We start from the raw sequence: 23,489 nt of genomic DNA, 5'->3' as shown, positions 1-23,489 counted from the left end.
GGCTACTTGGGAACCTCGGAGAGCTTGCGCAGCTCCTGGGTGTCGGCGACGACCTTGTCCTTGGTGACACCCTTGTCGCTGGAGCCGTCCAGCTCCAGGACGACCACCACGGAGGAGCTGTCGGCCCAGACGCAGATGCCGCCGTGCTGGCCGGCGATGTCGGTGGTGCCGCAGGACAGCCGGCCGCCGAGCGGGCCCGGGTCGATGTCGCTGCGGTCGCTGACGCCGCCGGCGCCGCCCGCGGTGAAGCTGCTGAACGCCGCGTCGACCTGCTTCGACGGGAACAGCACGTGGCCGGTCATGCCGGACACCAGCAGCATCTTCTGCTCGTCCGAGGACCGGTAGATGGTGGAGACCGGCTCGGCCTGGGTGAACGAGGACTTGTCCTCGGCGAGGCCGTCCTGCAGACCGCTGGACAGGCGCTTCGCGTCCTCGTCCTCCGGGTCGCTGGTCATGTCGTGGAACGACTGCGGCAGGACGATCTTGTTCTTGCCGGTGTCCGCGGTGGTGTCGTAGATCAGGTAGCCGACCACGCCCGCGCCGCCCAGGATCACCGCGGCGACCACGCCGAGGCCGATCCACAGGCCCTTGCGCGACTTCTTCCGCATCGGCACGCCGGGCGGGTAGCCGCCCGGGTTGGGGAAGCCCTGCGGCGGCACCGCGCCGCCGCCCCAGGCCTGCTGCTGGGGCGCCGGGGCGCCCGGGTAGCCGTAGCCGCCCTGCGGCGCGGCGGGCGCGCCCTGCGGGGGTATCGCGCCGTCCTGCGGCGGGCCGAAGCCGGGCTGCGGCGGACCGAACTGGTTGTCGGACACGGGGAGTTGCTCCGTTCGGGCGTGAAATGCGCTGCTGTGGGGGCTACTTGGCGACGGTCGCGGCGTCGCGGATCTGCCGGGTGCGGGACGCGGCGTCGGAGGTGGTGACGGTGGCCTTGCCGGTGCTGTCCATCGAGACGAACGCGACCACGCCGATGGTGGAGTGGCTGGCGAACAGGCAGATCGGGACGCCCAGCGTGGTCTTGCCGGACTCCTGGGAGACCACGCCGCAGCGCAGCACCGCGCCCGGGTCCTTCGAGTCGCCCGCGTCGACGTCGGCCGGCTCCTGCTTCCAGTTCGGCTTGTCCGAACCGTCGCCGCTGTCGCCCTCGTTGAGCTTCTGGATGGCGGTGTCGAGCGCCTTGCCCGGGTCCGGGACGCTGCCCCAGCTGCCGCTGAAGCTGGCCACGTCGGTCGGGGTCTTCTGGTAGGTCGCGGTCAGCGAGCCCTCGAAGGTGCCGACGCCCTCCAGACCCTTCAGCTCGCCCTTCTCGGAGGACGACTTCTTGGTGTAGCCGGCCACGCTCTCCGGCACCGTCAGCTTGTACTTGCCCGCGGTGTCCGAGCCCTTGGAGCCGCTCAGCGCCCAGTAGGCGACGCCGCCGCCGGCCGCCAGCACCAGGACCGCCACCAGGGCGATGATCCCGCCCTTGCCCTTGGACGGGGCGGGCGGCGCCGGGTAGCCGCCGTAGCCCTGCTGGCCGGGCACCTGGGGCGCGCCGCCCCACTGCTGCTGCGGCTGCGCGGGCGGCTGCGGGTAGCCGTAGCCCTGCTGCGGGGCCGGCGGCTGGGGCGCGCCGTAGCCGGGCTGGCCGACGGGAGGCTGGGGGGCGCCGTAGGCCGGCGGCTGCGGAGCGCCGTACGCGGGCGGCTGGGGGGCGCCGTACCCGGGCTGGCCGGCCGGCGGCTGCGGGGCGCCGTAGCCGGGCTGCGGCGGGGGAGCGCCGTACGGCTGCTGCGGCTGCCCCTGCGGATACTGCTGCGGTCCCTGGCCCTGGCCGTACATATGTCTTTTCTCCCCCGCCGCCTCAGTGCGCGGCCCCGTCCGGTCGACTATGCGGGCACGCTACCGTACAGCCCCCCCAGCGCGCCCGAGTGGCCACCGCACTGTCGGGTCACACCTGCCGTCCCGGCTTCCGTAAACTGTGCGTCGTGACCGACACGACGAACCAGCGCCCCGCGAGCTCCAGGCCCGGGGACGAAGCAGCCACCCTCCCGACGACCTACGCCCCGGCCGAGGTAGAGGGCGTGCTGTACGAGCGCTGGGTGGAGCGCGGTTACTTCACCGCCGACGCGAAGAGCGAGAAGCCCGCGTACACCATCGTCATCCCGCCGCCGAACGTCACCGGCGCGCTGCACCTGGGCCACGCGTTCCAGCACACGCTGATGGACGCGCTGACCCGCCGCAAGCGGATGCTGGGCTTCGAGGCGCTCTGGCTCCCGGGCATGGACCACGCGGGCATCGCCACCCAGAACAAGGTGGAGCAGCAGCTCGCCGAGTCCGGCCTGTCCCGGCACGACCTGGGCCGCGAGGCCTTCGTCGAGAAGGTCTGGGAGTGGAAGGAGAACTACGGCGGCCGGATCCTCGGCCAGATGCGCCGCCTCGGCGACGGCGTGGACTGGTCGCGCGAGCGCTTCACCATGGACGAGGGCCTGTCGCAGGCCGTCCAGACCATCTTCAAGAAGCTCTTCGACGACGGCCTGATCTACCGCGCCGAGCGCATCATCAACTGGTGCCCGCGCTGCCTGACCGCGCTGTCCGACGTCGAGGTGGACCACAAGGACCTCCCCGGCGAGCTCGTCTCGATCCGCTACGGCGACGGCGAGGACTCGATCGTGGTCGCCACCACCCGCGCCGAGACGCTGCTCGGCGACACCGCGGTGGCCGTCCACCCGGGCGACGAGCGCTACGCGCACCTGGTCGGCCGGACCATCAAGCTGCCGCTGACGGACCGTGAGATCCCGGTCGTCGCCGACGAGCACGTCGACCCGGAGTTCGGCACCGGCGCCGTCAAGGTGACCCCGGCGCACGACCCCAACGACTTCGCCATCGGCCAGCGCCACAACCTGCCGAACCTGACCGTGATGGACGAGCGCGGCGTGATCACCGTGCACGGCCCGTTCCTCGGCCTGGACCGGCTGGAGGCCCGCTCCGCCGTGGTCGGCGCGCTGCGCGAGCAGGGGCGGATCGTCGCCGAGAAGCGCCCCTACGACCACGCGGTCGGCCACTGCTCGCGCTGCCACACCGTGGTCGAGCCGCGGCTGTCGCTGCAGTGGTGGGTCAAGGTCGAGCCGCTGGCCAAGGCCGCCGGCGACGCGGTCCGCGACGGCCGGGTCGAGATCCACCCGAAGGAGTTGGAGCGCCGCTACTTCGACTGGGTCGACAACATGTACGACTGGTGCATCTCGCGCCAGCTCTGGTGGGGCCACCGGATCCCGGTCTGGTACGGCCCCGACGGCGAGGTCGTCTGCGTCGGCCCGAACGAGGAGCCGCCCACCGGCGAGGGCTGGGAGCAGGACCCGGACGTCCTGGACACCTGGTTCTCCTCCGGCCTGTGGCCGTTCTCCACACTGGGCTGGCCGGAGAAGACCCCCGAGCTGGAGAAGTTCTACCCGACCGACGTCCTGGTCACCGGCCACGACATCATCTTCTTCTGGGTCGCCCGGATGATGATGTTCGGCCTGTACGCGATGGACGGCGAGATCCCGTTCAAGACGGTCGCGCTGACCGGCCTGGTCCGCGACGAGTTCGGCAAGAAGATGTCGAAGTCGTCCGGCACCGCCGTCGACCCGCTGGACTGGATGGACGCCTACGGCACCGACGCGGTCCGCTTCACGCTGGCCCGCGGCGCCAACCCCGGCGCGGACGTGCCGATCGGCGAGGACTGGGTCAAGGGCTCCCGGAACTTCTGCAACAAGATCTGGAACGCCACCCGGTTCGCGCTGATGAACGGCGCCACCGTCCAGGGCCCGCTGCCGGCCCCCGAGGAGCTCACCGCCGCGGACCGCTGGATCCTGTCCCGGCTGAACGCCACCGTGGCCGAGGTCGACGCGCTGTACGAGGACTACGAGTTCGCCAAGGTCTCGGACACGCTGTTCCACTTCGCCTGGGACGAGGTCTTCGACTGGTACCTCGAACTGTCCAAGACCACCCTCGGCAAGGGCGGCGCGCAGGCCGACCACGCCCGCCGCGTCCTCGGCGAGGTGCTGGACGTGACGCTGCGCCTGCTGCACCCGATCGTCCCGTTCGTCACCGACGCGCTGTGGACGGCGCTCACCGGCGCCGAGTCCGTGGTGATCGCCGAGTGGCCGAAGGACTCCGGTTACCGGGACGCCGACGCCGAGTCGGAGATCGCCCAGCTCCAGCAGCTGATCGCGGAGATCCGCCGGTTCCGCGACGCCCAGGGCCTGCGCGACACCCAGAAGGTCCCGGCCCAGCTGGAGCTGGCCGGCCACCGGCTGGAGGTGCACGAGGCGGCGATCCGCTCGCTGCTGCGGCTGACGCTGCCGGACGAGGGCTTCCACGCCACCGCCTCGCTGCCGATCGCCGGCACCACGGTGTCGCTCGACCTGTCCGGCACCATCGACGTGGCCGCCGAGCGCAAGCGCCTGCAGAAGGACCTGGCGGCCGCCGAGAAGGAGAAGGCGCAGACCACCGGCAAGCTCGGCAACGAGGCCTTCCTGGCCAAGGCGCCGGACGAGGTGGTCGCCAAGATCCGGGTCCGGCTGGAGGCCGCCGAGGCCGACATCGCCCGGATCACCGCCCAGCTCGCGGCGCTGCCGCAGGGCTGACCGCGCGTCAGGAAGGGCCGCCGCTCCCGCACTCCGGGGGCGGCGGCCCTTCGGCATTTCCCGACTCCGCGCCGACGGCTTGTCAATTCCCTTGGCCGCGCGTCGTCGTAACGGTTTCGCTCCGGCTATTCGCGCGCCATTCCCGGCAATTGACGGACAGCGGCAAAGGGATTGCATTCTGCCGACGGCCGGTCGTGTTCAGTCGACTTCGTACATCGGATGTGTACGGTGGGCGAAGTTCCCATTCGGGCGGGGCAGCGAACGGAGGACGCGCACATGGTGGTGACCAGGGAGTTGGCCGACGAACTTCCGACGGAAGAGGTGGAGGCGGCCAAGGCCCGGGCGGCGACCCTGCTGCTGGCATTCCGGCACGGAAACCAGCTCGCCTTCGACACCGAACTCGACCTGCTGCTCGCCGAGAACGCCGAGCGCGAGGTGACCACCCTGCTGGTGTGGGTCGCCGCCGAGGCCGTGCGCAAGGCCTACGCCCCCGACGTCGCCGACCGGGTGCTGCGCGGCCTCGCCCGGCGCGCCCCGTACGGCACCGCCGAGGTCGCCGTCGACGAGGAGGCGGCCGGCGCCGCGCTGCTGCTGGAGGCCGTGGCCGCCGGCGACGTGACCGCCGTCCGCGCCCTGGTCGCCGGCACGCCCGACACCACCTACCTGCTGGGCGGCCTGGTGCAGGCGGTCGCGATGATGCTGCCGCTGCTGCCCGAGGGCGAGGCCGACGAGATCGCCGCCGAACTCCGCCGCCGGCACGCCGGCCGGCTGCCCACACCCCGCTGCACGACGTGACGGATCGTCACTGCTGACCCGGCGCGGGGAGCTCCCCGCGCCGGGCCGGCCGTCCCGCCGCTACGGCATGGCGTGCAGGTGGGAGCCGATCGTGTTCGCGATGCCGCCGCCCGCGAGGGCGTCCCAGTTGGTGGACCAGGTCATCGCGCCGCCGATGCCCGGCCAGGTCCTGGCGGGCTTGAACGAACCGCAGTTGGTGCCGGCGGCCAGGCAGTCCAGCGCCGCGTTCACGGTCGCCGGGCTGGTGTAGCCGCCGCCCGCCGCACTGGTGGAGGCGGGCACCCCGAGGCCGACCTGGCTCGGGTCGAGGCCGCCCTGCAACTGGATGCAGGCCAGGCCGGTGAGGAAGTTCTCGGTGCCCTGCGAGTACACCCCGCCGTCGCAGCCGAGCATCGCGCCGGAGTTGTAGTACTGCATGTTGACGATGGTCAGGATGTCCTTGGTGGCCAGCGCCAGCTTGAAGTACTCGGTGCCGGTCGACTGCATGTCGATGGTCTGCGGGGCCATGGTGAGCACGAACCCGGCGCCCACCTTCCCGGCCAGGGTGTGCAGCGCCTGCGCCATGTAGGTGGCGTTGACGCCGTTCTCCAGGTCGATGTCGATCCCGTCGAAGCCGTAGGCCTGGATCAGGCTGTACGCGGAGTTGGCGAAGTTGGCCGCCGCGGCCGAACTCGCCACCGAGATGGTGCCGTTCTGTCCGCCGACCGAAATGATCACCTTCTTGCCGGCCGCCTTCTTGGCCGCGATGTCGGCCTTGAACTGGGCGTCGGTGTAGCCGTTCAGCTTGGTCGACAGCGCCGGGTCCAGGGTGAAGGAGATCGCGCCCTGGGTGGCGGTGGCGTCCGCGAACGCCACCGCGATGATGTCGTACGCCGCCGGGACGTCACTGATCCGCTGCGGGGTCGCGCCGTTGTAGAAGTTCTGCCAGTAGCCGGTCAGCTTGTGCTTCGGCCCGGGCGGCGGCGGAGTGGTGCCCGAGCTGCTGGGCGACGGCGACGCCGAGGTGGACGTCGAGGCCGACGGGGACGGCGAGCCGGAGCCGGACGGCTTCGGCGACACCGAGGTGGTCACCGAGGCGGACGGGCTGGGCGAACCGGTGCCCGGGCCGACCATCGAGACCTTGTCCACCAGGAACGCGGACTGGCCGTACCAGCCGTGGAACCACACCTGCACCGAGTTGGTGGAAGCGCCCGTGGTGAAGGTCGAAGTGAGCGTGTTCCAGCCGGTGTTGGAGCTCCAGGTGGACGGGTCGGTGCCGCCGGTGCCGGTGGCGCCGAGGAACACGTACGTGCCCTGCACCGCGGCGGTCAGGGTGTACGTCGAGTTGGGCAGCACGGTGACCTGCTGGCTGCAGTTGGCGTAGTCCGCGCCGGCCGGCGTGCCCTGCAGGTCCCAGCCGGTGGCCGCGTTGTTCACCGCGGTGACGGTCGGGCCGCAGCTCCACGGGGCGAGGTGGTCGCCGGCCGAGAAGTCGCCGTTCCGGATCACGTCCACGTCGGCGGCGGTGGCCGTCCCGGTGCCGGTCAGCACCATGCCGACCAGGGCCAGGGCGGATGCCAGCAGGACGGCGAGCAGGGCCCGCGCGTCGCGCGCGGGGCGATGTGGTGCACGCATGCCATCTCCATGTGGGGGAGTGTCGATGGGGGTGCGGTGCGGGGAGCGAGTCACACGGTGGACTGGACCAATTCGGGTGTCAAGAGGGCCCGGGCCGGTTCGCGGCTCCCCGGGGTGGCCGTCGGGGACGGGCGTGCGGAGTCCTTAGACTGGCGTGGTGAGCGACAAGGCCGAGCCCAACCCCTACACCGTCCGTCCCGCCGACGCCGGCGGCACCGACTCCGAACTGCGCGCCGTCGAGGCCGAACTGGCCACCCGCTGGCCGGAGAACAAGCTGGAGCCCTCGCTCGACCGGATCGAGGCGCTGATGGACATCCTCGGCCAGCCGCAGCGCTCCTACCCGTCCATCCACATCACCGGCACCAACGGCAAGACCTCCACCGCCCGGATGATCGAGCAGCTGCTCGGCTCCTTCGAGCTGCGCACCGGCCGCTACACCTCCCCGCACGTGGAGTCGGTCACCGAGCGGATCAGCCTGGACGGCGCGCCGATCAGCCCGGAGAAGTTCGTCGAGACCTACCGCGACATCGAGCCCTACGTGCGGATGGTCGACGCGGCGCAGCCGGTCGCGATGTCCTTCTTCGAGGTGCTGACCGGCATGGCGTACGCGGCCTTCGCGGACGCCCCGGTGGACGTCGCGGTGGTCGAGGTCGGCATGGGCGGCTCCTGGGACGCCACCAACGTGATCGACGCCCAGGTCTCGGTGATCACCCCGATCGGCCTGGACCACACCGACAAGCTCGGGGAGACCACCGGCGAGATCGCGGTCGAGAAGTCCGGGATCATCAAGCCGGGCGCGCTCGCCGTGGTCGCCCAGCAGCAGCTGGACGCCGCCGAGACCATCCTGCGCCGGGCCGTCGAGGTGGACGCCACGGTCGCCCGCGAGGGCATGGAGTTCGGCGTGCTGCGCCGCGAGGTCGCCGTCGGCGGCCAGCTGGTCACCCTGCGCGGCCTCGGCGGCCACGAGTACCAGGACCTGTTCCTGCCGCTGCACGGCGACCACCAGGCGCAGAACGCCGCCCTCGCGCTGAGCGCCGTCGAGGCGTTCTTCGGCGTCGGCCAGGGCGGCGCCGAGCACCTGGACGAGGACAAGGTCCGGCAGGCGTTCTCCGGCGTCTCCTCGCCGGGCCGGCTGGAGGTCGTCCGGCGCAGCCCCACCGTGATCCTGGACGCCGCGCACAACCCGCACGGCGCGCAGGCCGCCGTCAACGCGCTCGGCGAGGCGTTCGGCTTCACCAAGCTGGTCGGCGTGATCGGCACCAGCGGCGACAAGGACGTCACCGGCCTGCTGGAGGCGTTCGAGCCGATCCTCGCCGAGGTCGTCATCACCCAGAACTCCACCCACCGCGCGATGCCCGTCGACGAGTTGGCCGCGCTGGCCGTCGAGGTGTTCGGCGAGGACCGGGTGCAGGTCGAACCCCGGCTGGACGACGCCATCGACGCCGCGGTCACCCTCGCCGAGGAGGAGGACCTCGGCGGCGCCGGCGTCCTGGTCACCGGCTCGGTCATCACGGTGGGCGAGGCGCGCCTGCTGTTCGGAAGGAAGTAACCGCCGATGCGCACCCTGTGCTCCTCCACCCTGATCGGCGAGGCCCTGCTGATCATGTTCGCCGGCCTGGTCGCGATGAAGCTGACCGACGTCGGCACCGGCACCATCTGGGCGGTCAGCGGCGTCGCCATCCTGCTGTGCGTGCTGCTCTGCGGCGCGATCACCCGGCCCGGCGCGGTCTGGGTCGGCTGGGCGCTGCAACTCGGCGTGCTGGCCAGCGGCTTGGTGCTGCCGACGATGTACGCCTTCGGCGTGGTGTTCGGCGCCCTGTGGTGGTGCTCGGTGCACTACGGCCGCAAGATCGACGAGTTCAAGGCGCAGCGCGCCGCCGCCGAGCAGGCGGCCCCCGCGGCCGCCTGAGCAGACTGCGGAACGGGGCGGCCGTCGGGCCGGGGTAGTGTCAGGTGCACACACCGCACCACCCACGACCTCAGGAGCCGCCCCGTGTCCCAGCGCACTCTCGTCCTGCTCAAGCCCGACGCCGTGAAGCGCGGCCTGGCCGGCGAGATCATCAGCCGGATCGAGCGCAAGGCCGGCTGGCGCTTCGCCGCGATGGAACTCCGCACCTTCGACCGCGGCACCCTGGAGCAGCACTACGCCGAGCACGTCGGCCGTCCGTTCTACGAGCCGCTGCTGGAGTTCATGACCTCCGGCCCGTCGATCGCGCTGATCGTCGAGGGCGAGAACGTGATCCCGGGCATCCGCGCGCTCGCCGGCGCCACCGACCCGCTGCAGGCGGGCGCGGGCACCATCCGCGGCGACTACGCGACGATCACCCGCGAGAACCTGATCCACGCCTCGGACTCGCCCGAGTCGGCCGAGCGCGAGATCAAGATCTTCTTCCCGTCGCACGCGTGACGCTCCCGGGCGCACGCGTGCGGATCCGGTGAGGATTCCGCACGTCCGAGTGCCCCTGCTCCGGCAGGGGCACTTCGCCCAACTGGGCTTTCATCCCCACAATCACGGAACCCTCCTGCCCGACACGGCGTCCCAATCCCAGGAGAAGCCGATCGGTCCCCGGAGAATGGGCGGCACGCCGTGCCCGCCGCCCGAACCGCCCGCCGTGACTACGATGGACCCCAACTCACGGGCCCGGAGCGGCTGCTCAGCCGCCGTCAGCCCTGCCCGGGCGCGCGCGGCCGGCTCTCACTCCCCGCCCTTGATCCGATACTCGGGAAGGCACTCGACATCCCATGGCGAACAACCTGTCGTTCCTCGGCCGGGACCTGGCGATCGACCTCGGCACCGCGAACACACTGGTGTACGTCCGGGGCAAGGGCATCGTGCTGAACGAGCCGTCGGTGGTCGCGGTGAACACCAACACCGGCGGGATCCTCGCGGTGGGCGCCGAGGCCAAGCAGATGATCGGCCGCACCCCCGGCAACATCGTGGCGATCCGCCCGCTCAAGGACGGCGTGATCGCCGACTTCGAGATCACCGAGCGGATGCTCCGCTACTTCATCCTGAAGATCCACCGCCGCCGCTACCTGGCCCGCCCGCGGGTCGTGGTGTGCGTGCCCTCCGGCATCACCGGCGTCGAGCGCCGCGCCGTGGTGGAGGCCAGCATGCTGGCCGGCGCCCGCCAGGTGCACATCATCGAGGAGCCGATGGCTGCCGCGATCGGCGCCGGCCTGCCGGTGCACGAGCCGACCGGCAACATGGTCGTCGACATCGGCGGCGGCACCACCGAGGTCGCGGTGATCTCGCTCGGCGGCATCGTCACCGCCCAGTCGCTCCGGGTGGCCGGCGACGAGCTGGACAACGCGATCGTCCAGCACATCAAGAAGGAGTACAGCCTGCTGCTGGGCGAGCGCAGCGCCGAGCAGATCAAGATGTCGATCGGCTCCGCGTTCGGCCTGGAGGGCGAGAAGGACGAGCACGCCGAGATCCGCGGCCGCGACCTGGTCTCCGGCCTGCCGAAGACCGTGGTGATCTCCGCCGCCGAGGTCCGCGAGGCCATCGACGAGCCGGTGAACTCGATCATCGACTCGGTGAAGACCACCCTCGACCAGTGCCCGCCGGAGCTGGCCGGCGACGTGATGGACCGCGGCATCGTGCTCACCGGCGGCGGCGCCCTGCTGCGCGGCCTGGACGAGCGGCTGCGCCGCGAGACCGGCATGCCGGTGCACATCGCGGAGAACCCGCTCGACTCGGTGGCCCTGGGGGCGGGCAAGTGCGTCGAGGAGTTCGAGGCACTGCAGCAGGTACTCGACGCCCAGCCGCGTCGCTGAGAAGACAACCAACTGAACAACGGACTGAGCTGATGGACCGGCTGAAGGACACTCAGCACGAAGGGGCGGCACCGGCACCGTGAGGGACACCAGAGAGAGTCGACTACTGCTGGTTCTGCTGGTCGCGGTCGCCTTCGCCCTGATCACCGTCGACATCAAGGGCGGCCAGGACTCGCCGCTCGGCGCCCCGCGCCGGGTGGCCGCCTCCGTGCTCGGCCCGGTGGAGAACGCCGCCGCCGGCGCCGTCGACCCCGTCGCCGGCTACATCCGGGCGATCCGCGACGCCAGCACCCACCAGCAGCGGCTGGACCAGATCACCCGCGAGAACACCGACCTGCGCCAGAAGCTGGCCTCCTCGGACGCCGCCGCGGGCCGCACCAAGCAGCTCGACGACATGCTGCGCACCGCCGGTACCGGCGGCTACACCGTCAAGGCCGCGCAGGTGATCGCCATCGGCGCCGCCCAGGGCTTCTCCTGGACCATCACCATCGACGCCGGCAGCGACGACGGCCTGACCCGCGACATGACCGTCATCGACGGCCAGGGCCTGGTCGGCCGGATCACCACCGTCGCCCCGACCACCTCCACCGTGCTGCTGGCCTCCGACCCCGGCTTCACCGCCGGCGTCCGACTGGAGGGCAACAACGAGATCGGCTTCGCGGCCGGGCAGGGCGCCTCCCCGATGCGGATCGAACTGCTGAACGGCCGGGCCCAGGTGAAGGCCGGCGACCGGCTGGTCACCTTCGGCTCGCAGAGCGGCCGCCCGTTCGTCCCCGGCGTCCCGGTCGGCACCGTCAAGGAGGTGCAGGCCACCCCGGGCCAGCTCACCAAGACCATCCTGGTCGAGCCGTACGTGCAGTTCACCCGCCTCGACCTGGTCGGCGTGGTGGTCGTCCCGCCGCGCACCGACCCGCGCGACGCGGTGCTGCCGCCCGTCCCCGCCGCCTCCGCCGGCGCCGCGGGCAACCCGCAGGCGCCGATCGCCGCCGCACCGCCCACCACCGGGAGGAACTGATGTTTCGTCCGTCTCGGATCCTGCTGCCCGCCGTCCTGCTGGTGCTCGCCCTGGTGATCCAGGTCAGCATCCTCGGCCGGCTCCAACTGCCCGGCGCCACCCCGGACCTGCTGATGCTGGTGGTGGTCGGCCTCGGCCTGGTGTACGGCTCCACCGGCGGCTGCCTGGTGGGCTTCGCCGCCGGCCTGCTGGCCGACCTCGCCCCGCCGTCCGACCACGCCGTCGGCCGCTACGCCCTGGTGCTGTGCCTGGTCGGCTACGGTGCCGGCCTGCTCCGCCCGGAGGCCGGCCGGCAGCGCTCCGCCGTCTCCGCGATCGGCGTGGTCGCGGTGGCCGCGGTGGTCTCCACCCTGCTGTACGCCACCGTCGGCGCCCTGGTCGGCGACACCGCGGCCCGGCACGTCGGCCTGACCGGCCTGGTGTTCAGCGCCCTGCTGTACGACGTGCTGCTGGCCCCGTTCACGGTGCCGCTGGTGATGCTGCTGGCCCGCCGCTTCGACGGCGACCGGGTGGTCAACGAGACGGTGCGCGGCGCGGACGGCGGCTCCGGCCTCGGCGCGCTGGCCCGCTACCGGACCACGCGGTCGGCCTCGCCCACCCCCTCGTTCAAGAAGAAGCGCGCGCTCGGCCTCGCCAAGCGCCCCTGAGTCGGGACGGAGCCCGCGCACGTGAGCAACATTCCCGAGACCGGCCGCAGCCGGCGGGTGACGATCCGGCTGGTGGTGCTGCAGGTCCTGGTGCTGTCGCTGCTGGCCACCCTCGGCGGCCGGCTGTGGTACCTGCAGATCCGCAACGGCAAGGAGTTCAGCGCCAAGGCCCAGGGCAACCACATCCGCGAGGTGGTGGAGCCCGCGGTCCGCGGCGAGATCCTGGACGCCTCCGGGCGGATCCTGGCCGGCAACGAGACCAAGCTCGTGGTGTCGGTGTCCCGCACCGCGCTGATGCAGCAGAAGGACCACGGCAAGGCGGTGCTGACCCGGCTCGCCGAGGTCCTCGGCGTGCCCGCCGACGACGTCAGGAACAAGGTCCGGCTGTGCGACGCCAAGACCCCGCAGCCCTGCTGGAACGGCTCCCCGTACCAGCCGATCCCGGTCACCCAGCAGGCCACCACCCAGCAGGCGATGCAGATAATGGAGCGCCGCGAGGACTTCCCCGGCGTCACCGCCCAGCCCACCGCGCTGCGCCGCTACACCGGCGCCGAGGGCGCCAGCGCCGCCCAGGTCCTCGGCTACCTCTCGCCGGTCACCGACGAGGAGGTCACCAAGACCGCCGACAAGAGCGGCCGTGAGCGCCGCCTGCCGTCCGACCAGATCGGCCGGGCCGGCCTGGAGTCCGTCTACGACGACGACCTGCGCGGCACCACCGGCGTCGACCGACTGGAGGTCGACAACCTCGGCCGGGTGATCGGCAGCGCCGGCAACACCCCCGCGCAGCCCGGCAACAACCTGGTCACCTCGATCGACGCCCGGGTGCAGAAGGTGGTCGAGGACCAGCTCAACCAGGCCATGGTCGAGGCCCGCAAGGTCTACGACAAGGAGACCAGCCGCAACTACATCGCCGACTCCGGCGCGGCCGTCGTGATGGACGTGCACACCGGCCGGATCGTCGCGATGGCCAGCGCCCCCACCTACGACCCCAACCTGTGGGTCGGCGGCATCTCCGCCAAGGACTACGAGTCGCTGAACAGCAAGGACTCCAACTACCCGCTGATCAACCGCGCCATACAGGGTCAGTCCGCCCCCGGCTCGACGTTCAAGGTGATCTCCACCACCGCCGCCGTGCAGGCCGGCTACGACCTCAACGGGCGCTACCCGTGCCCGAAGTCGCTGGTCATCGGCGGCCGCGAGTTCAAGAACTTCGAGTCCGAGCAGTTCGGCGACATCACGCTGGAGAAGGCCCTGGAGGTCTCCTGCGACACGGTGTTCTACGGCCTGGCCTACGACCAGTGGATGAAGGACGGCGGCCTCAAGCCCAAGAAGGACGCCCAGGACTGGTTCTTCAAGACCGCCCACGAGTTCGGCCTCGGCGCCAAGACCGGCATCGACCTGCCCGGCGAGGTCGCCGGCCGGGTTCCGGACCGGCAGTGGAAGCAGTCGTACTACGACGCCATGAAGCAGTCCTGGTGCGACCAGGCGGCCAAGGGCGGCCACGAGTACACCGACGAGATCGCCCGCGAGAACTGCGCCGACGGCAACCAGATGCGCGCCGGTGACATGGTCAACTTCGCGATCGGCCAGGGCGACACCCTGGTCACCCCGCTGCAGATGGCCCGGATCTACTCGGCGCTCGCCAACGGCGGCACCCTGTACCGGCCCTCCATCGGCAAGGCGGTCGTCAGCCCCGACGGCACCCTGGTGCGCGACATCGCCCCGCACGAGGACGGCAAGATCCCGGCCCAGGGCCAGCTGCTCGACTACATCGACCAGGCCACCGCCGGCGTCATCACCAGCGGCACCGCCGCCTGGAAGTTCACCGGCGCCGGCTGGCCGCAGGGCAAGATCGAACTGCACGCCAAGACCGGCACCGCCGAGGTCGCCGGCAAGCAGACCACCTCCTGGCTGACGACGTACAGCAAGGACTACGCGGTCGTGATGACGATAAGCCAGGGCGGCACCGGCTCCGGCGGCTCCGGCGACTCCGTGCGCCGGATCTACCAGGCGCTGTACGGCGTCGACGACAAGGGCAACATCGACAACGGCAAGGCGCTGCTCCCGCAGCCGCAGGCCCAGCTGCCCAAGTTCAACCCGGACGGCACCGCGATCGTCCCGGCCTCGTACACCTACGAGGGCAACGCGTCCTTCCTGGACCCGGCCCGCCCCGCGCAGGCCGACCCGGCCACCACCGTGGCGCTGGCCGCGCTGGAGCCCAACCGGAGCGGCGGCAGCCACGGAAGGGGCCGGTCATGACCTCCTACGGCTCGTACCGCACCGTCCGGCTCTCCCCGCGGCGCTCCTCGCTGGCGCGGGCGCTGGCCAAGGACTCCCCGCTGCGCCGGCTCGACTGGATCATGATCCTGGCGGCGCTGGCGCTGTCGCTGATGGGCTCGCTGCTGGTCTGGTCCGCCACCCGCGGCCGCGACTCGCTGACCCACGGCGACCCGCAGTACTTCCTGTACCGGCACCTGACCAACCTGCTGATCGGCGTCGGCCTGTGCGTCGCGGTGATCGTGCTGGGCACCCGGCGGCTGCGCACCGCGGTGCCGTTCGTCTACCTGGCCGTGATCCTGATGCTGTTCGCGGTGCTCAGCCCGCTGGGCTCCACCATCAACGGCGCGCACTCCTGGATCCAGTTCGGCGGCGGCTTCTCCATCCAGCCCGCCGAGTTCGCCAAGCTGGCGATCGTGCTCGGCATGGCGGTGGTGCTGTCCGCCCGGGTGGACGCCGGCGAGCGCGAGTTCCCGCCCACCCGCAGCGTGCTGCAGGGGCTGGGGGTCGCGGCCTTCCCGATGGCCGTGGTCATGCTGATGCCCGACCTCGGCTCGGTGATGGTGATGGCCGTCACCACCCTGGGCGTGCTGATGGCCTCCGGGGCCGCCAACCGCTGGACCTTCGGCCTGCTGGCCGGCGGCGCGGCCGGCGCCCTCGCGGTGTGGCAGCTCGGCATCCTCGACCAGTACCAGATCGACCGCTTCGCGGCGTTCGCCAACCCGGCGCTCGACCCGGCCGGCGTCGGCTACAACACCGCCCAGGCCCGGATCGCCATCGGCTCCGGCGGGCTGTTCGGCATGGGGCTGTTCCACGGCACCCAGACCACCGGCCAGTTCGTGCCCGAGCAGCAGACCGACTTCGTGTTCAGCGTGGCCGGCGAGGAACTCGGCTTCGTCGGGGCCTTGGTGATGATCGGCCTGCTCGGCGTCATCCTGTGGCGGGCCTGCCGGATAGCGCGTCAGGCCACCGACCTGTTCGGCACGATCCTGGCGGCCGGCGCGGTCACCTGGTTCGCCTTCCAGGCCTTCGAGAACATCGGCATGAACCTCGGCATCATGCCGGTCGCCGGCATCCCGCTGCCGTTCGTCTCCTACGGCGGTTCCTCGATGTTCGCGGTGTGGATCGCGATCGGACTGCTGCAGTCCGTGCGCTCCCAGCGACCGATAGCGATATAGCGGCACTCCGGTGCGAACCAGTGACCCTCGGGGCTCGGCTACCCTTGAGGGTCACTGCTTTTTCTGCCGTAAAGGTCCTTGCGCATGACTGTCGAATCGGTCTTCCCACGCCTGGAGGCCCTCCTCCCGCACGTCCAGAAGCCGATCCAGTACGTCGGTGGCGAGCTCAACTCGACCGTCAAGGACTGGGACGCCTGCGACGTCCGCTGGGCGCTGATGTACCCCGACGCCTACGAGGTCGGGCTGCCCAACCAGGGCACGATGATCCTCTACGAGGTGCTGAACGAGCGCGAGGGCGTCCTCGCCGAGCGCAGCTACAGCGTCTGGCCCGACCTCGAAGCGCTGATGCGCGAGCACGGCGTGCCGCAGTTCACGGTCGACGCGCACCGCCCGATCAAGGCGTTCGACGTGTTCGGCCTGTCGTTCTCCACCGAGCTCGGCTACACCAACATGCTGACCGCGCTCGACCTGGCGGGCATCCCGCTGAACGCCGCGGACCGCACCATGGACGACCCGGTCGTGCTGGCCGGCGGCCACGCCGCGTTCAACCCCGAGCCGATCGCCGACTTCATCGACGCCGCCGTGATCGGCGACGGCGAGCAGGCCGTCCTCGACATCACCGACATCGTCCGCGCCTGGAAGGCCGAGGGCCGCCCCGGCGGCCGCGACGAGCTGCTGCTGCGCCTCGCCAAGACCGGCGGTGTGTACATCCCGCGGTTCTACGACGTCGAGTACCTGCCGGACGGCCGGATCGGCCGCGTCGTCCCGAACCGCCCGGGCGTGCCGTGGCGGGTGTCCAAGCACACCGTCATGGACCTCGACGAGTGGCCCTACCCGAAGCAGCCGCTGGTCCCGCTCGCCGAGACCGTGCACGAGCGGATGTCGGTGGAGATCTTCCGCGGCTGCACCCGCGGCTGCCGCTTCTGCCAGGCCGGCATGATCACGCGCCCCGTGCGGGAGCGAAGCATCACCGGCATCGGCGAGATGGTGGAGAAGGGCCTGAAGGCCACCGGCTTCGAGGAGGTCGGCCTGCTGTCGCTGTCCTCCGCGGACCACTCCGAGATCGCCGACATCACCAAGGGCCTCGCCGACCGGTACGCCGAGGACAAGGTCGGCCTGTCGCTGCCGTCCACCCGGGTCGACGCCTTCAACATCGACCTGGCCAACGAGCTGTCCCGCAACGGCCGCCGCTCCGGCCTCACCTTCGCCCCCGAGGGCGGCTCCGAGCGGATCCGCAAGGTCATCAACAAGATGGTGTCCGAGGAGGACCTCATCAACACGGTGGCCACCGCGTACGGCAACGGCTGGCGCCAGGTGAAGCTGTACTTCATGTGCGGCCTGCCCACCGAGACCGACGACGACGTGCTGCAGATCGGCACCATGGCGAAGAACGTCATCGCCAAGGGCCGCGAGGTCACCGGCACCAACGACATCCGCTGCACGGTCTCCATCGGCGGCTTCGTCCCCAAGCCGCACACCCCGTTCCAGTGGGCGCCGCAGCTGTCCGCCGAGGCCACCGACGAGCGGCTGACCAAGCTCCGCGACTCGATCCGCGGCGACCGCAAGTTCGGCAAGAACATCGGCTTCCGCTACCACGACGGCAAGCCCGGCATCGTCGAGGGCCTGCTCTCCCGCGGCGACCGCCGCATCGGCGCCGTCATCCGCGCCGTCTACGAGGACGGCGGCCGCTTCGACGGCTGGCGCGAGCACTTCTCGTACGACCGCTGGATGGCCTCCGCCGAGAAGGGCCTGGCCGGCACCGGCGTCGACGTCGACTGGTACACCACCCGCGAGCGCACCTACGAGGAGGTCCTCCCCTGGGACCACCTCGACAGCGGCCTCGACAAGGACTGGCTCTGGGAGGACTGGCAGGACGCCCTCGAAGAGGTCGAGGTCGAGGACTGCCGCTGGACCCCGTGTTTCGACTGCGGCGTCTGCCCGCAGATGGACACCCACATCCAGGTCGGCCCCACCGGCAAGAAGCTGCTCCCCCTGACGGTCGTCAACAACTGACGCCCCCTCGGCGCAGACCGCCCCCGTCGCACCCCGTGCGGCGGGGGCGGTGCGCTCCGTCCCGGAAACCGACCGGTCTACCATCGGTCGACCGACGAGCGGGGAGTGGAAGTGACGGAGCAGCAGGGCGGCGGATGCCTGGTGGCGGTGGTGCGGCCGGTGGTGGTGGCGGTCGTGGTGCCGCTGCGACTGCTGTGGGAGCTGGTGGTGCTGCTCGCCCGCGGGATCGGATGGCTGTGCGACAAGGTCCTGCTGTGGCCGCTGCGGATGCTCTGGCGGTACCTGCTGGAGCCGCTGCTGCGGTGGCTGGTCGTCATACCCCTGGCCTGGCTGTGGCGTTGGGTGCTGCGGCCGGCCCTGGAAGGGCTCTGGCGCTACGTGCTGGCGCCGATCGGGCGCGGGGTGCGGGCGGTCGCGGTCGGCTTCGGCAAGGCGGTGGCCTGGCTGGCGTACTACCTGGTGGCGGTGCCGCTCCGGGCGCTGTGGCGCTGGGTGCTGGTGCCGCTCGGCAAGGCGTTCCACTACGGCCTGTGGCGGCCGGTGCTGTTCCCGGTGCTGCGCGCGCTGTGGCTGGCGTTCGTGTGGGCGTGGCGGATCGGCGGCCGGATCTGGCGGTTCACCGTGGTGCGCCCGTGCCGGTGGGTGCGCCGCGAGGTGTGGTGGCCGGTCAAGGCGGAGATCCGCCGGGTCGCCCGGGAGGTACGCCGGGCACTGCTGGGCTGAGCCACCGCGTACCCTTGGAACGACAGAGTCCGGCCGGAGCCGCAAGCGGTGCGAGGCCGGACGGGGACACACTGACGAAGGACTGAGCTCCCTGGCACGCCGCACGCCCGACGGACCGCCGCCCGCGCCGACGGTGCAGCGCATCCGTCTGCGCTACACCAAGCGCGGCCGTCTGCGCTTCACCAGCCACCGGGACTTCCAGCGGGCGTTCGAGCGCGCGCTCCGCCGCTCGGCCGTCCCGATGGCCTACTCCGCGGGCTTCACCCCGCACCCCAAGGTCTCCTACGCGAACGCCGCCCCGACCGGCACCGCCAGCGAGGCCGAGTACCTGGAGATCGGCCTCGCCGCGACCCGTGACCCGGAGGCCCTGCGCCGCCAGCTCGACGAGTCGCTGCCGCCCGGCCTGGACATCACCGACGCCGTCGAGGTCCGCACCAGCAACTTCGTGGAGCGGCTGGAGGCCTCCGAGTGGCTGCTGCGCCTGGCCGGCGTGGAGCCCGAGCAGGCCGCGAAGGCCGCCGCCACCTTCCTCGCCGCCGAGTCGGTCGAGGTCCAGCGCATGACCAAGAACGGCCTGCGCACCTTCGACGCGCGCGCCGCGGTCGCCGCCCTGGAACTCCTCCCGGACGGCGCCCCGCAGGTCGGGATCGGTGACGACACACTCACCGACGGTGCGGACGATGTTCGTACGGGTGCTCCCTGTGCGATACTGCGCCTGGTAGTACGACACGCCACACCCGCCGTACGACCCGACGACGTATTGTCCGGTCTCCGTTCGACGGCCGACCTCGCGCCGCCGGTCCCCGCAGAGGTGACCAGGCTGGCGCAGGGGCCGCTCGACGAGCAGACCGGCACGGTGACCGACCCGCTGGCGCTCGACCGCGCCGCGGCCGAGGTCGGCCGGTAGGCCGCCCCGCCGCGCGCAACCGCCGTCCGCCGAGTGGGCGGGAGCGCAGGCACGGAGTTCAGCTCCGGGCCTGCGGCTCCCCGGCCTCCGCGGCTCCCCAGGGGAGCGAGCGTCGTCAGTGCGCAGGCCCGGCCACCCTCGGCCCGGCCCTTGAAAACTGAGAAGACTGGTCAGACCAGAAGACTTTTCGACTCCCCGCGCCGTGCGGGGGTCGAGCGAGACTACGAGCCCCTGTGCGGCCTCGCGTCCGAACGACGGCACCGTGGGAGCCGGAACCGCCCGAACAGGCGCGGCCGGCTGGTGAAAGCGGTGGCACGTCGTGCCCGGATGCGGAGCCCGGGGGCCTGACGGGAGACACACCCGCATGCTCGAAAACACCGAACCGCAGTCCGCTGCGGCCGACCACACCGACGACGGCACCTCCGCCGCCCCGCCGCGCCGCCGTCGCCGGGCGGTCTCCCGCCCGGCCGGCTCCCCGCAGGGCGCCGCCGGCGAGAGCGCCGAGACCGTCGTCGCCGCCCCGGCGAGCGCCGAGCAGCCGCCGGCCGCCGAGGCCCCGGCCGAGCCGGCCGCCGAGAAGCCCGTCCGGGCCCGGCGCACCCGCAAGCGCGCCGAGTCCCCGGCCGGCACGCCGGAGATCACCACCCCGCCGCCGCCGAGCCGGTGGCCGAGGAGCCCGCGGCCGAGCCGGCCGTCGAGCCGGTCGCGGAGGAGAAGCCCGCTCGGGCCCGCCGGGCGCGCAAGCGCGTCTCCGCGCCCGCCCAGAGCCCCGCGCCGGTCGAGGAGCCGGTGGCCGAGGAGGCCGCCGCCGAGGAGACCGTCGAGGAGCCGGCCGTCGAGCCGGTCGTCGAGCCGGTCGCGGAGGAGAAGCCCGCTCGGGCCCGCCGGGCGCGCAAGCGCGTCTCCGCGCCCGCCCAGAGCCCCGCGCCGGTCGAGGAGCCGGTGGCCGAGGAGCCCGCCGCCGAGGAGACCGTCGAGGAGCCCGCGGCCGAGCCGGTCGTCGAGGAGCCCGTGGCCGCCGAGCCGCCGCGCGCCCGCCGCCGTGCCGTCCGCCCCTCCACCGCGATCTTCCAGGCCCCGGTGTTCCAGGAGCCCGCCGCAGCCGCTCCCGCCGCGAAGGCCGCGCCCGCCAAGGCCGCGCCCGCCGCCAAGGCCGAGCCGGCCCAGGCCGTCGCCCCGCAGGACGAGCCCGAGGACGACGAGTTCGAGTACAGCGGCGTCGGCCGCCGCCGCCGGGTGCGCACCGCGGTGCGCGTCCAGCAGCCCGGGAAGGGCACCAAGGCCGGGAAGGCCGCCGCGCAGCCCGCCAAGCCGGCCAAGGCCGTCCAGCAGCCCGCCCAGCCCGCCCAGGCCGTGCAGGTCGAGGCCCGGCCGAGGTCGAGGCGCCCGCCGCCGGCCCGGAGCAGGAGTCGGAGTGGGAGGAGGACGGCCGTCCGTCCCGCCGCCGCCGCCGGGGCGGCCGTCGCCGCCGCCGTGGTGACGCCGAGGACGCCCACGAGTCCGCCGAGGCCGTCGAGGCCGACACCGAGGACGCCCACGAGGAGCCCGAGGCCCAGGACGCCCACGACGAGGGCGAGGACGACGGCGAGGACGACCTGGCCGCCGGCCTGTCCTCCTCGCGCCGCCGCCGTCGCCGTCGCCGCCGCAGCGGCGAGGGCGCCGAGCAGGGCGAGACCACCGAGGACGGCGTGCGCACCGTGGTGAAGGTCCGCGAGCCGCGGCGCCGCTCCACCGAGCCCGCATTCGACCCGGACGAGGTGCAGTCCATCAAGGGCTCCACCCGCCTGGAGGCCAAGAAGCAGCGCCGCCGCGAGGGCCGCGAGCTGGGCCGCCGCCGCGTCCCGATCATCACCGAGGCCGAGTTCCTGGCCCGCCGCGAGTCCGTCGAGCGGGTCATGGTGGTGCGCCAGACCGGCACCCGCACCCAGATCGGCGTGCTCGAGGACGGCGTGCTCGTCGAGCACTACGTCAACAAGGAGCAGGCCACCAGCTACGTCGGCAACGTGTACCTGGGCAAGGTCCAGAACGTGCTGCCGTCGATGGAGGCCGCGTTCGTCGACATCGGCAAGGGCCGCAACGCCGTGCTGTACGCCGGCGAGGTCAACTTCGGCGCGCTCGGCGGACACGGCGGCCCGCGCCGGATCGAGTCGGTGCTGAAGTCCGGCCAGTCCGTGCTGGTCCAGGTCTCCAAGGACCCGATCGGCCACAAGGGCGCCCGCCTGACCAGCCAGATCTCGCTGCCCGGCCGCTACCTGGTGTACGTGCCCGAGGGCTCGATGACCGGCATCTCCCGCAAGCTGCCGGAGAACGAGCGGGCCCGCCTCAAGCAGATCCTCAAGAAGATCGTCCCGGACGACGCGGGCGTGATCGTCCGCACCGCCGCCGAGGGCGCCTCCGAGGAGGAGCTGACCCGCGACGTCCAGCGCCTCCAGCAGCAGTGGGAGGAGATCCAGAAGAAGGCCGCCTCCGGCAACGCCCCGGCGCTGCTCTACGGCGAGCCCGACATGACGGTCCGGGTGGTCCGCGACATCTTCAACGAGGACTTCACCAAGGTCATCGTCAGCGGCGCCGACGCCTGGAGCACCATCCACGACTACGTCTCCAACGTCGCCCCCGACCTCACCGAGCGCCTGCAGAGGTGGACCTCGGACGTCGACGTGTTCGCCACGTACCGGATCGACGAGCAGCTGATGAAGGCGCTGGACCGCAAGGTCTGGCTGCCCTCCGGCGGTTCGCTGGTGATCGACCGGACCGAGGCGATGGTCGTCGTCGACGTCAACACCGGCAAGTTCGTCGGCCAGGGCGGCAACCTCGAGGAGACCGTCACCCGCAACAACATCGAGGCGGCCGAAGAGATCGTCCGCCAGCTGCGGCTGCGCGACCTCGGCGGCATCATCGTGATCGACTTCATCGACATGGTGCTGGAGTCCAACCGCGACCTGGTGCTGCGCCGCCTGCTGGAGTGCCTGGGCCGGGACCGGACCAAGCACCAGGTGGCCGAGGTCACCTCGCTCGGCCTGGTCCAGATGACCCGCAAGCGGGTCGGCCAGGGCCTGCTGGAGTCCTTCTCCGAGCCCTGCGTGCACTGCAACGGCCGCGGCGTGATCGTCCACATGGACCAGCCGCACAGCCACGGCGGCGGCACCGCCGCGGCCGCCGCCACCGGTGCGGGCGAGGGCGGCGGCAAGCGCCGTCGCCGGGGCCGCGGCGGGGCCGGCCAGGCCGAGGCGGAGACCGTGGAGACGGTCGAGGGCGTCGAGCCGGTCGAGGCCGAGGAGCTGGAGCCGATCGAGGAGCCGGCCGAGGTCGTGGAGGCCGCCGAGGCCGTCGTGGCCGAGCCGGTCGCGGTCGAGGAGCCCGCGGCGGCCGAGCCGGTCGCCGAGGAGAAGCCGAGCCTGGTGGAGATTCCGCCGACCGCGGCCCCGGCGGGCCGCACCCGGCGGCGCGCGGTGCGCAAGGCCACCGCTCCGGCCGGCGCGTCCGGCGAGGCCGAGATCGTGGTGCTGCAGGCCCGCGCCGAGGCCGCCATGGAGGCCGCGCTGAGCGCCGCGGAGAAGTCCGCCGCGGAGCCGGCGCCGGCCGCCGAGCCGGCCGAGGCCGTCGCCGCGGAGGAGACCGGAGCCGAGGCCGCCGAGCCGGCCGAGGCCGGGGTCGAGGCCGAGGAGACCGTCGAGGAGGCGGCGCCGAAGAAGCGCGCCGCCCGCAAGACGGCCGCCAAGACCACCGCGAAGAAGACCACGGCGGCCAAGAAGACCGCGGCGAAGAAGACCACCGCCGCGGCCGCCAAGAAGACCACCGCCCGCAAGACCGCCACCAAGCGGACGAGCGCGGCGGCCAAGAAGGCCGCGGCCGCCGAAGGTGACGGCGCCGCAGAGTGAGCCCCCGGGGCCGGAACCGCCGCAACCGCGGTGGTTCCGGCCCCGTGCACGGCCCGGT

General features: G+C 72.3%; 18 protein-coding genes. 15 read left to right on the top strand and 3 right to left on the bottom strand.

From position 1 onward, the window contains the following. Window positions 1–2: 2 nt before the first annotated feature. Both KCH_RS37230 and KCH_RS37225 read right to left on the bottom strand, forming a co-directional pair. Window positions 3–812 carry a hypothetical protein gene (locus KCH_RS37230; RefSeq protein WP_051653019.1) on the bottom strand — a complete coding sequence of 270 codons (810 nt, stop codon included), beginning with the start codon at window positions 810–812 and terminating at the stop codon, window positions 3–5. A 43-nt stretch (window positions 813–855) separates the two neighbouring features. Continuing rightward, a complete protein-coding gene (locus KCH_RS37225) occupies window positions 856–1,818 on the bottom strand; it encodes a hypothetical protein (protein ID WP_051653018.1) in 963 nt (320 codons plus the stop codon). Between the two features lie 146 nt (window positions 1,819–1,964). Here KCH_RS37225 and KCH_RS12995 point away from each other — a divergent pair, with 146 nt between their 5' ends. Both KCH_RS12995 and KCH_RS12990 read left to right on the top strand, forming a co-directional pair. Further along, window positions 1,965–4,604, top strand: a complete 2,640-nt coding sequence (locus tag KCH_RS12995; protein WP_035862764.1) for a valine--tRNA ligase — start codon at window positions 1,965–1,967, stop codon at window positions 4,602–4,604. Between the two features lie 276 nt (window positions 4,605–4,880). Beyond that, the gene (locus KCH_RS12990; protein ID WP_035862762.1) at window positions 4,881–5,399 is read left to right on the top strand and encodes a hypothetical protein; all 519 of its coding nucleotides are present in this window, start codon (window positions 4,881–4,883) and stop codon (window positions 5,397–5,399) included. A gap of 60 nt (window positions 5,400–5,459) precedes the next feature. Here the strand turns inward: KCH_RS12990 and KCH_RS12985 are convergent, their stop codons facing one another. Next, window positions 5,460–7,013 (bottom strand): chitinase, encoded by a 1,554-nt coding sequence (locus tag KCH_RS12985; protein ID WP_035862760.1) that lies wholly within the window; start codon window positions 7,011–7,013, stop codon window positions 5,460–5,462. A 157-nt stretch (window positions 7,014–7,170) separates the two neighbouring features. Here KCH_RS12985 and folC point away from each other — a divergent pair, with 157 nt between their 5' ends. The 13 genes from folC (at window position 7,171) to KCH_RS47185 (ending at window position 23,431) form a co-directional block, all read left to right on the top strand. Then, window positions 7,171–8,562, top strand: coding sequence for a bifunctional tetrahydrofolate synthase/dihydrofolate synthase (folC, locus tag KCH_RS12980; RefSeq protein WP_035871798.1), 1,392 nt, complete (start codon window positions 7,171–7,173; stop codon window positions 8,560–8,562). 6 nt (window positions 8,563–8,568) lie between these two features. Further along, window positions 8,569–8,922: a DUF4233 domain-containing protein gene (locus KCH_RS12975; protein WP_035862758.1), complete on the top strand. Its 354-nt coding sequence runs from the start codon at window positions 8,569–8,571 to the stop codon at window positions 8,920–8,922. An 84-nt stretch (window positions 8,923–9,006) separates the two neighbouring features. After that, window positions 9,007–9,420: a nucleoside-diphosphate kinase gene (gene ndk, locus KCH_RS12970; RefSeq protein ID WP_035862756.1), complete on the top strand. Its 414-nt coding sequence runs from the start codon at window positions 9,007–9,009 to the stop codon at window positions 9,418–9,420. A gap of 347 nt (window positions 9,421–9,767) precedes the next feature. Further along, window positions 9,768–10,793, top strand: coding sequence for a rod shape-determining protein (locus KCH_RS12965; RefSeq protein ID WP_035871794.1), 1,026 nt, complete (start codon window positions 9,768–9,770; stop codon window positions 10,791–10,793). 79 nt (window positions 10,794–10,872) lie between these two features. Continuing rightward, window positions 10,873–11,808, top strand: a complete 936-nt coding sequence (gene mreC / locus KCH_RS12960) for a rod shape-determining protein MreC (RefSeq protein ID WP_035862754.1) — start codon at window positions 10,873–10,875, stop codon at window positions 11,806–11,808. Beyond that, the gene (mreD, locus tag KCH_RS12955; RefSeq protein WP_035862751.1) at window positions 11,808–12,455 is read left to right on the top strand and encodes a rod shape-determining protein MreD; all 648 of its coding nucleotides are present in this window, start codon (window positions 11,808–11,810) and stop codon (window positions 12,453–12,455) included. The genes mreC and mreD overlap by 1 nt, the downstream gene beginning before the upstream one ends. Before the next feature lie 21 nt (window positions 12,456–12,476). Further along, window positions 12,477–14,714 (top strand): penicillin-binding protein 2, encoded by a 2,238-nt coding sequence (gene mrdA, locus KCH_RS12950; protein WP_035862749.1) that lies wholly within the window; start codon window positions 12,477–12,479, stop codon window positions 14,712–14,714. Continuing rightward, a complete protein-coding gene (gene rodA, locus KCH_RS12945; protein WP_035862748.1) occupies window positions 14,711–15,910 on the top strand; it encodes a rod shape-determining protein RodA in 1,200 nt (399 codons plus the stop codon). Before mrdA ends, rodA begins: the two co-directional genes overlap by 4 nt. 84 nt (window positions 15,911–15,994) lie before the next feature. Then, entirely contained in the window at window positions 15,995–17,923 is a 1,929-nt protein-coding gene (locus KCH_RS12940; RefSeq protein ID WP_035862745.1) for a TIGR03960 family B12-binding radical SAM protein, read from the top strand. Between the two features lie 111 nt (window positions 17,924–18,034). Beyond that, window positions 18,035–18,646 carry a hypothetical protein gene (locus tag KCH_RS37220; protein WP_157032030.1) on the top strand — a complete coding sequence of 204 codons (612 nt, stop codon included), beginning with the start codon at window positions 18,035–18,037 and terminating at the stop codon, window positions 18,644–18,646. Between the two features lie 133 nt (window positions 18,647–18,779). After that, entirely contained in the window at window positions 18,780–19,553 is a 774-nt protein-coding gene (locus KCH_RS12930; RefSeq protein ID WP_035862744.1) for a TIGR03936 family radical SAM-associated protein, read from the top strand. Window positions 19,554–20,216: 663 nt separating this feature from the next. Then, window positions 20,217–21,257 (top strand): hypothetical protein, encoded by a 1,041-nt coding sequence (locus KCH_RS47190; RefSeq protein WP_425268764.1) that lies wholly within the window; start codon window positions 20,217–20,219, stop codon window positions 21,255–21,257. Beyond that, on the top strand, window positions 21,242–23,431 hold the full coding sequence (locus KCH_RS47185) for an Rne/Rng family ribonuclease (RefSeq protein ID WP_425268763.1): 2,190 nt from the start codon (window positions 21,242–21,244) through the stop codon (window positions 23,429–23,431). The genes KCH_RS47190 and KCH_RS47185 overlap by 16 nt, the downstream gene beginning before the upstream one ends. Window positions 23,432–23,489 lie beyond the last annotated feature (58 nt).

This window comes from Kitasatospora cheerisanensis KCTC 2395, from assembly GCF_000696185.1.
Taxonomy (GTDB): Bacteria; Actinomycetota; Actinomycetes; order Streptomycetales; family Streptomycetaceae; genus Kitasatospora; species Kitasatospora cheerisanensis.
This window is presented reverse-complemented; position numbering and strand designations above follow the sequence as displayed.

Coding starts and splice junctions, on each gene's coding strand:
- KCH_RS37225 (WP_051653018.1), bottom strand. CDS start 1,818: ATGTACGGCCAGGGCCAGGGACCGCAGCAGTATCCGCAGGGGCAGCCG.
- KCH_RS12990 (WP_035862762.1), top strand. CDS start 4,881: ATGGTGGTGACCAGGGAGTTGGCCGACGAACTTCCGACGGAAGAGGTG.
- KCH_RS12985 (WP_035862760.1), bottom strand. CDS start 7,013: ATGCGTGCACCACATCGCCCCGCGCGCGACGCGCGGGCCCTGCTCGCC.
- KCH_RS12975 (WP_035862758.1), top strand. CDS start 8,569: ATGCGCACCCTGTGCTCCTCCACCCTGATCGGCGAGGCCCTGCTGATC.
- mreD (WP_035862751.1), top strand. CDS start 11,808: ATGTTTCGTCCGTCTCGGATCCTGCTGCCCGCCGTCCTGCTGGTGCTC.
- rodA (WP_035862748.1), top strand. CDS start 14,711: ATGACCTCCTACGGCTCGTACCGCACCGTCCGGCTCTCCCCGCGGCGC.
- KCH_RS12940 (WP_035862745.1), top strand. CDS start 15,995: ATGACTGTCGAATCGGTCTTCCCACGCCTGGAGGCCCTCCTCCCGCAC.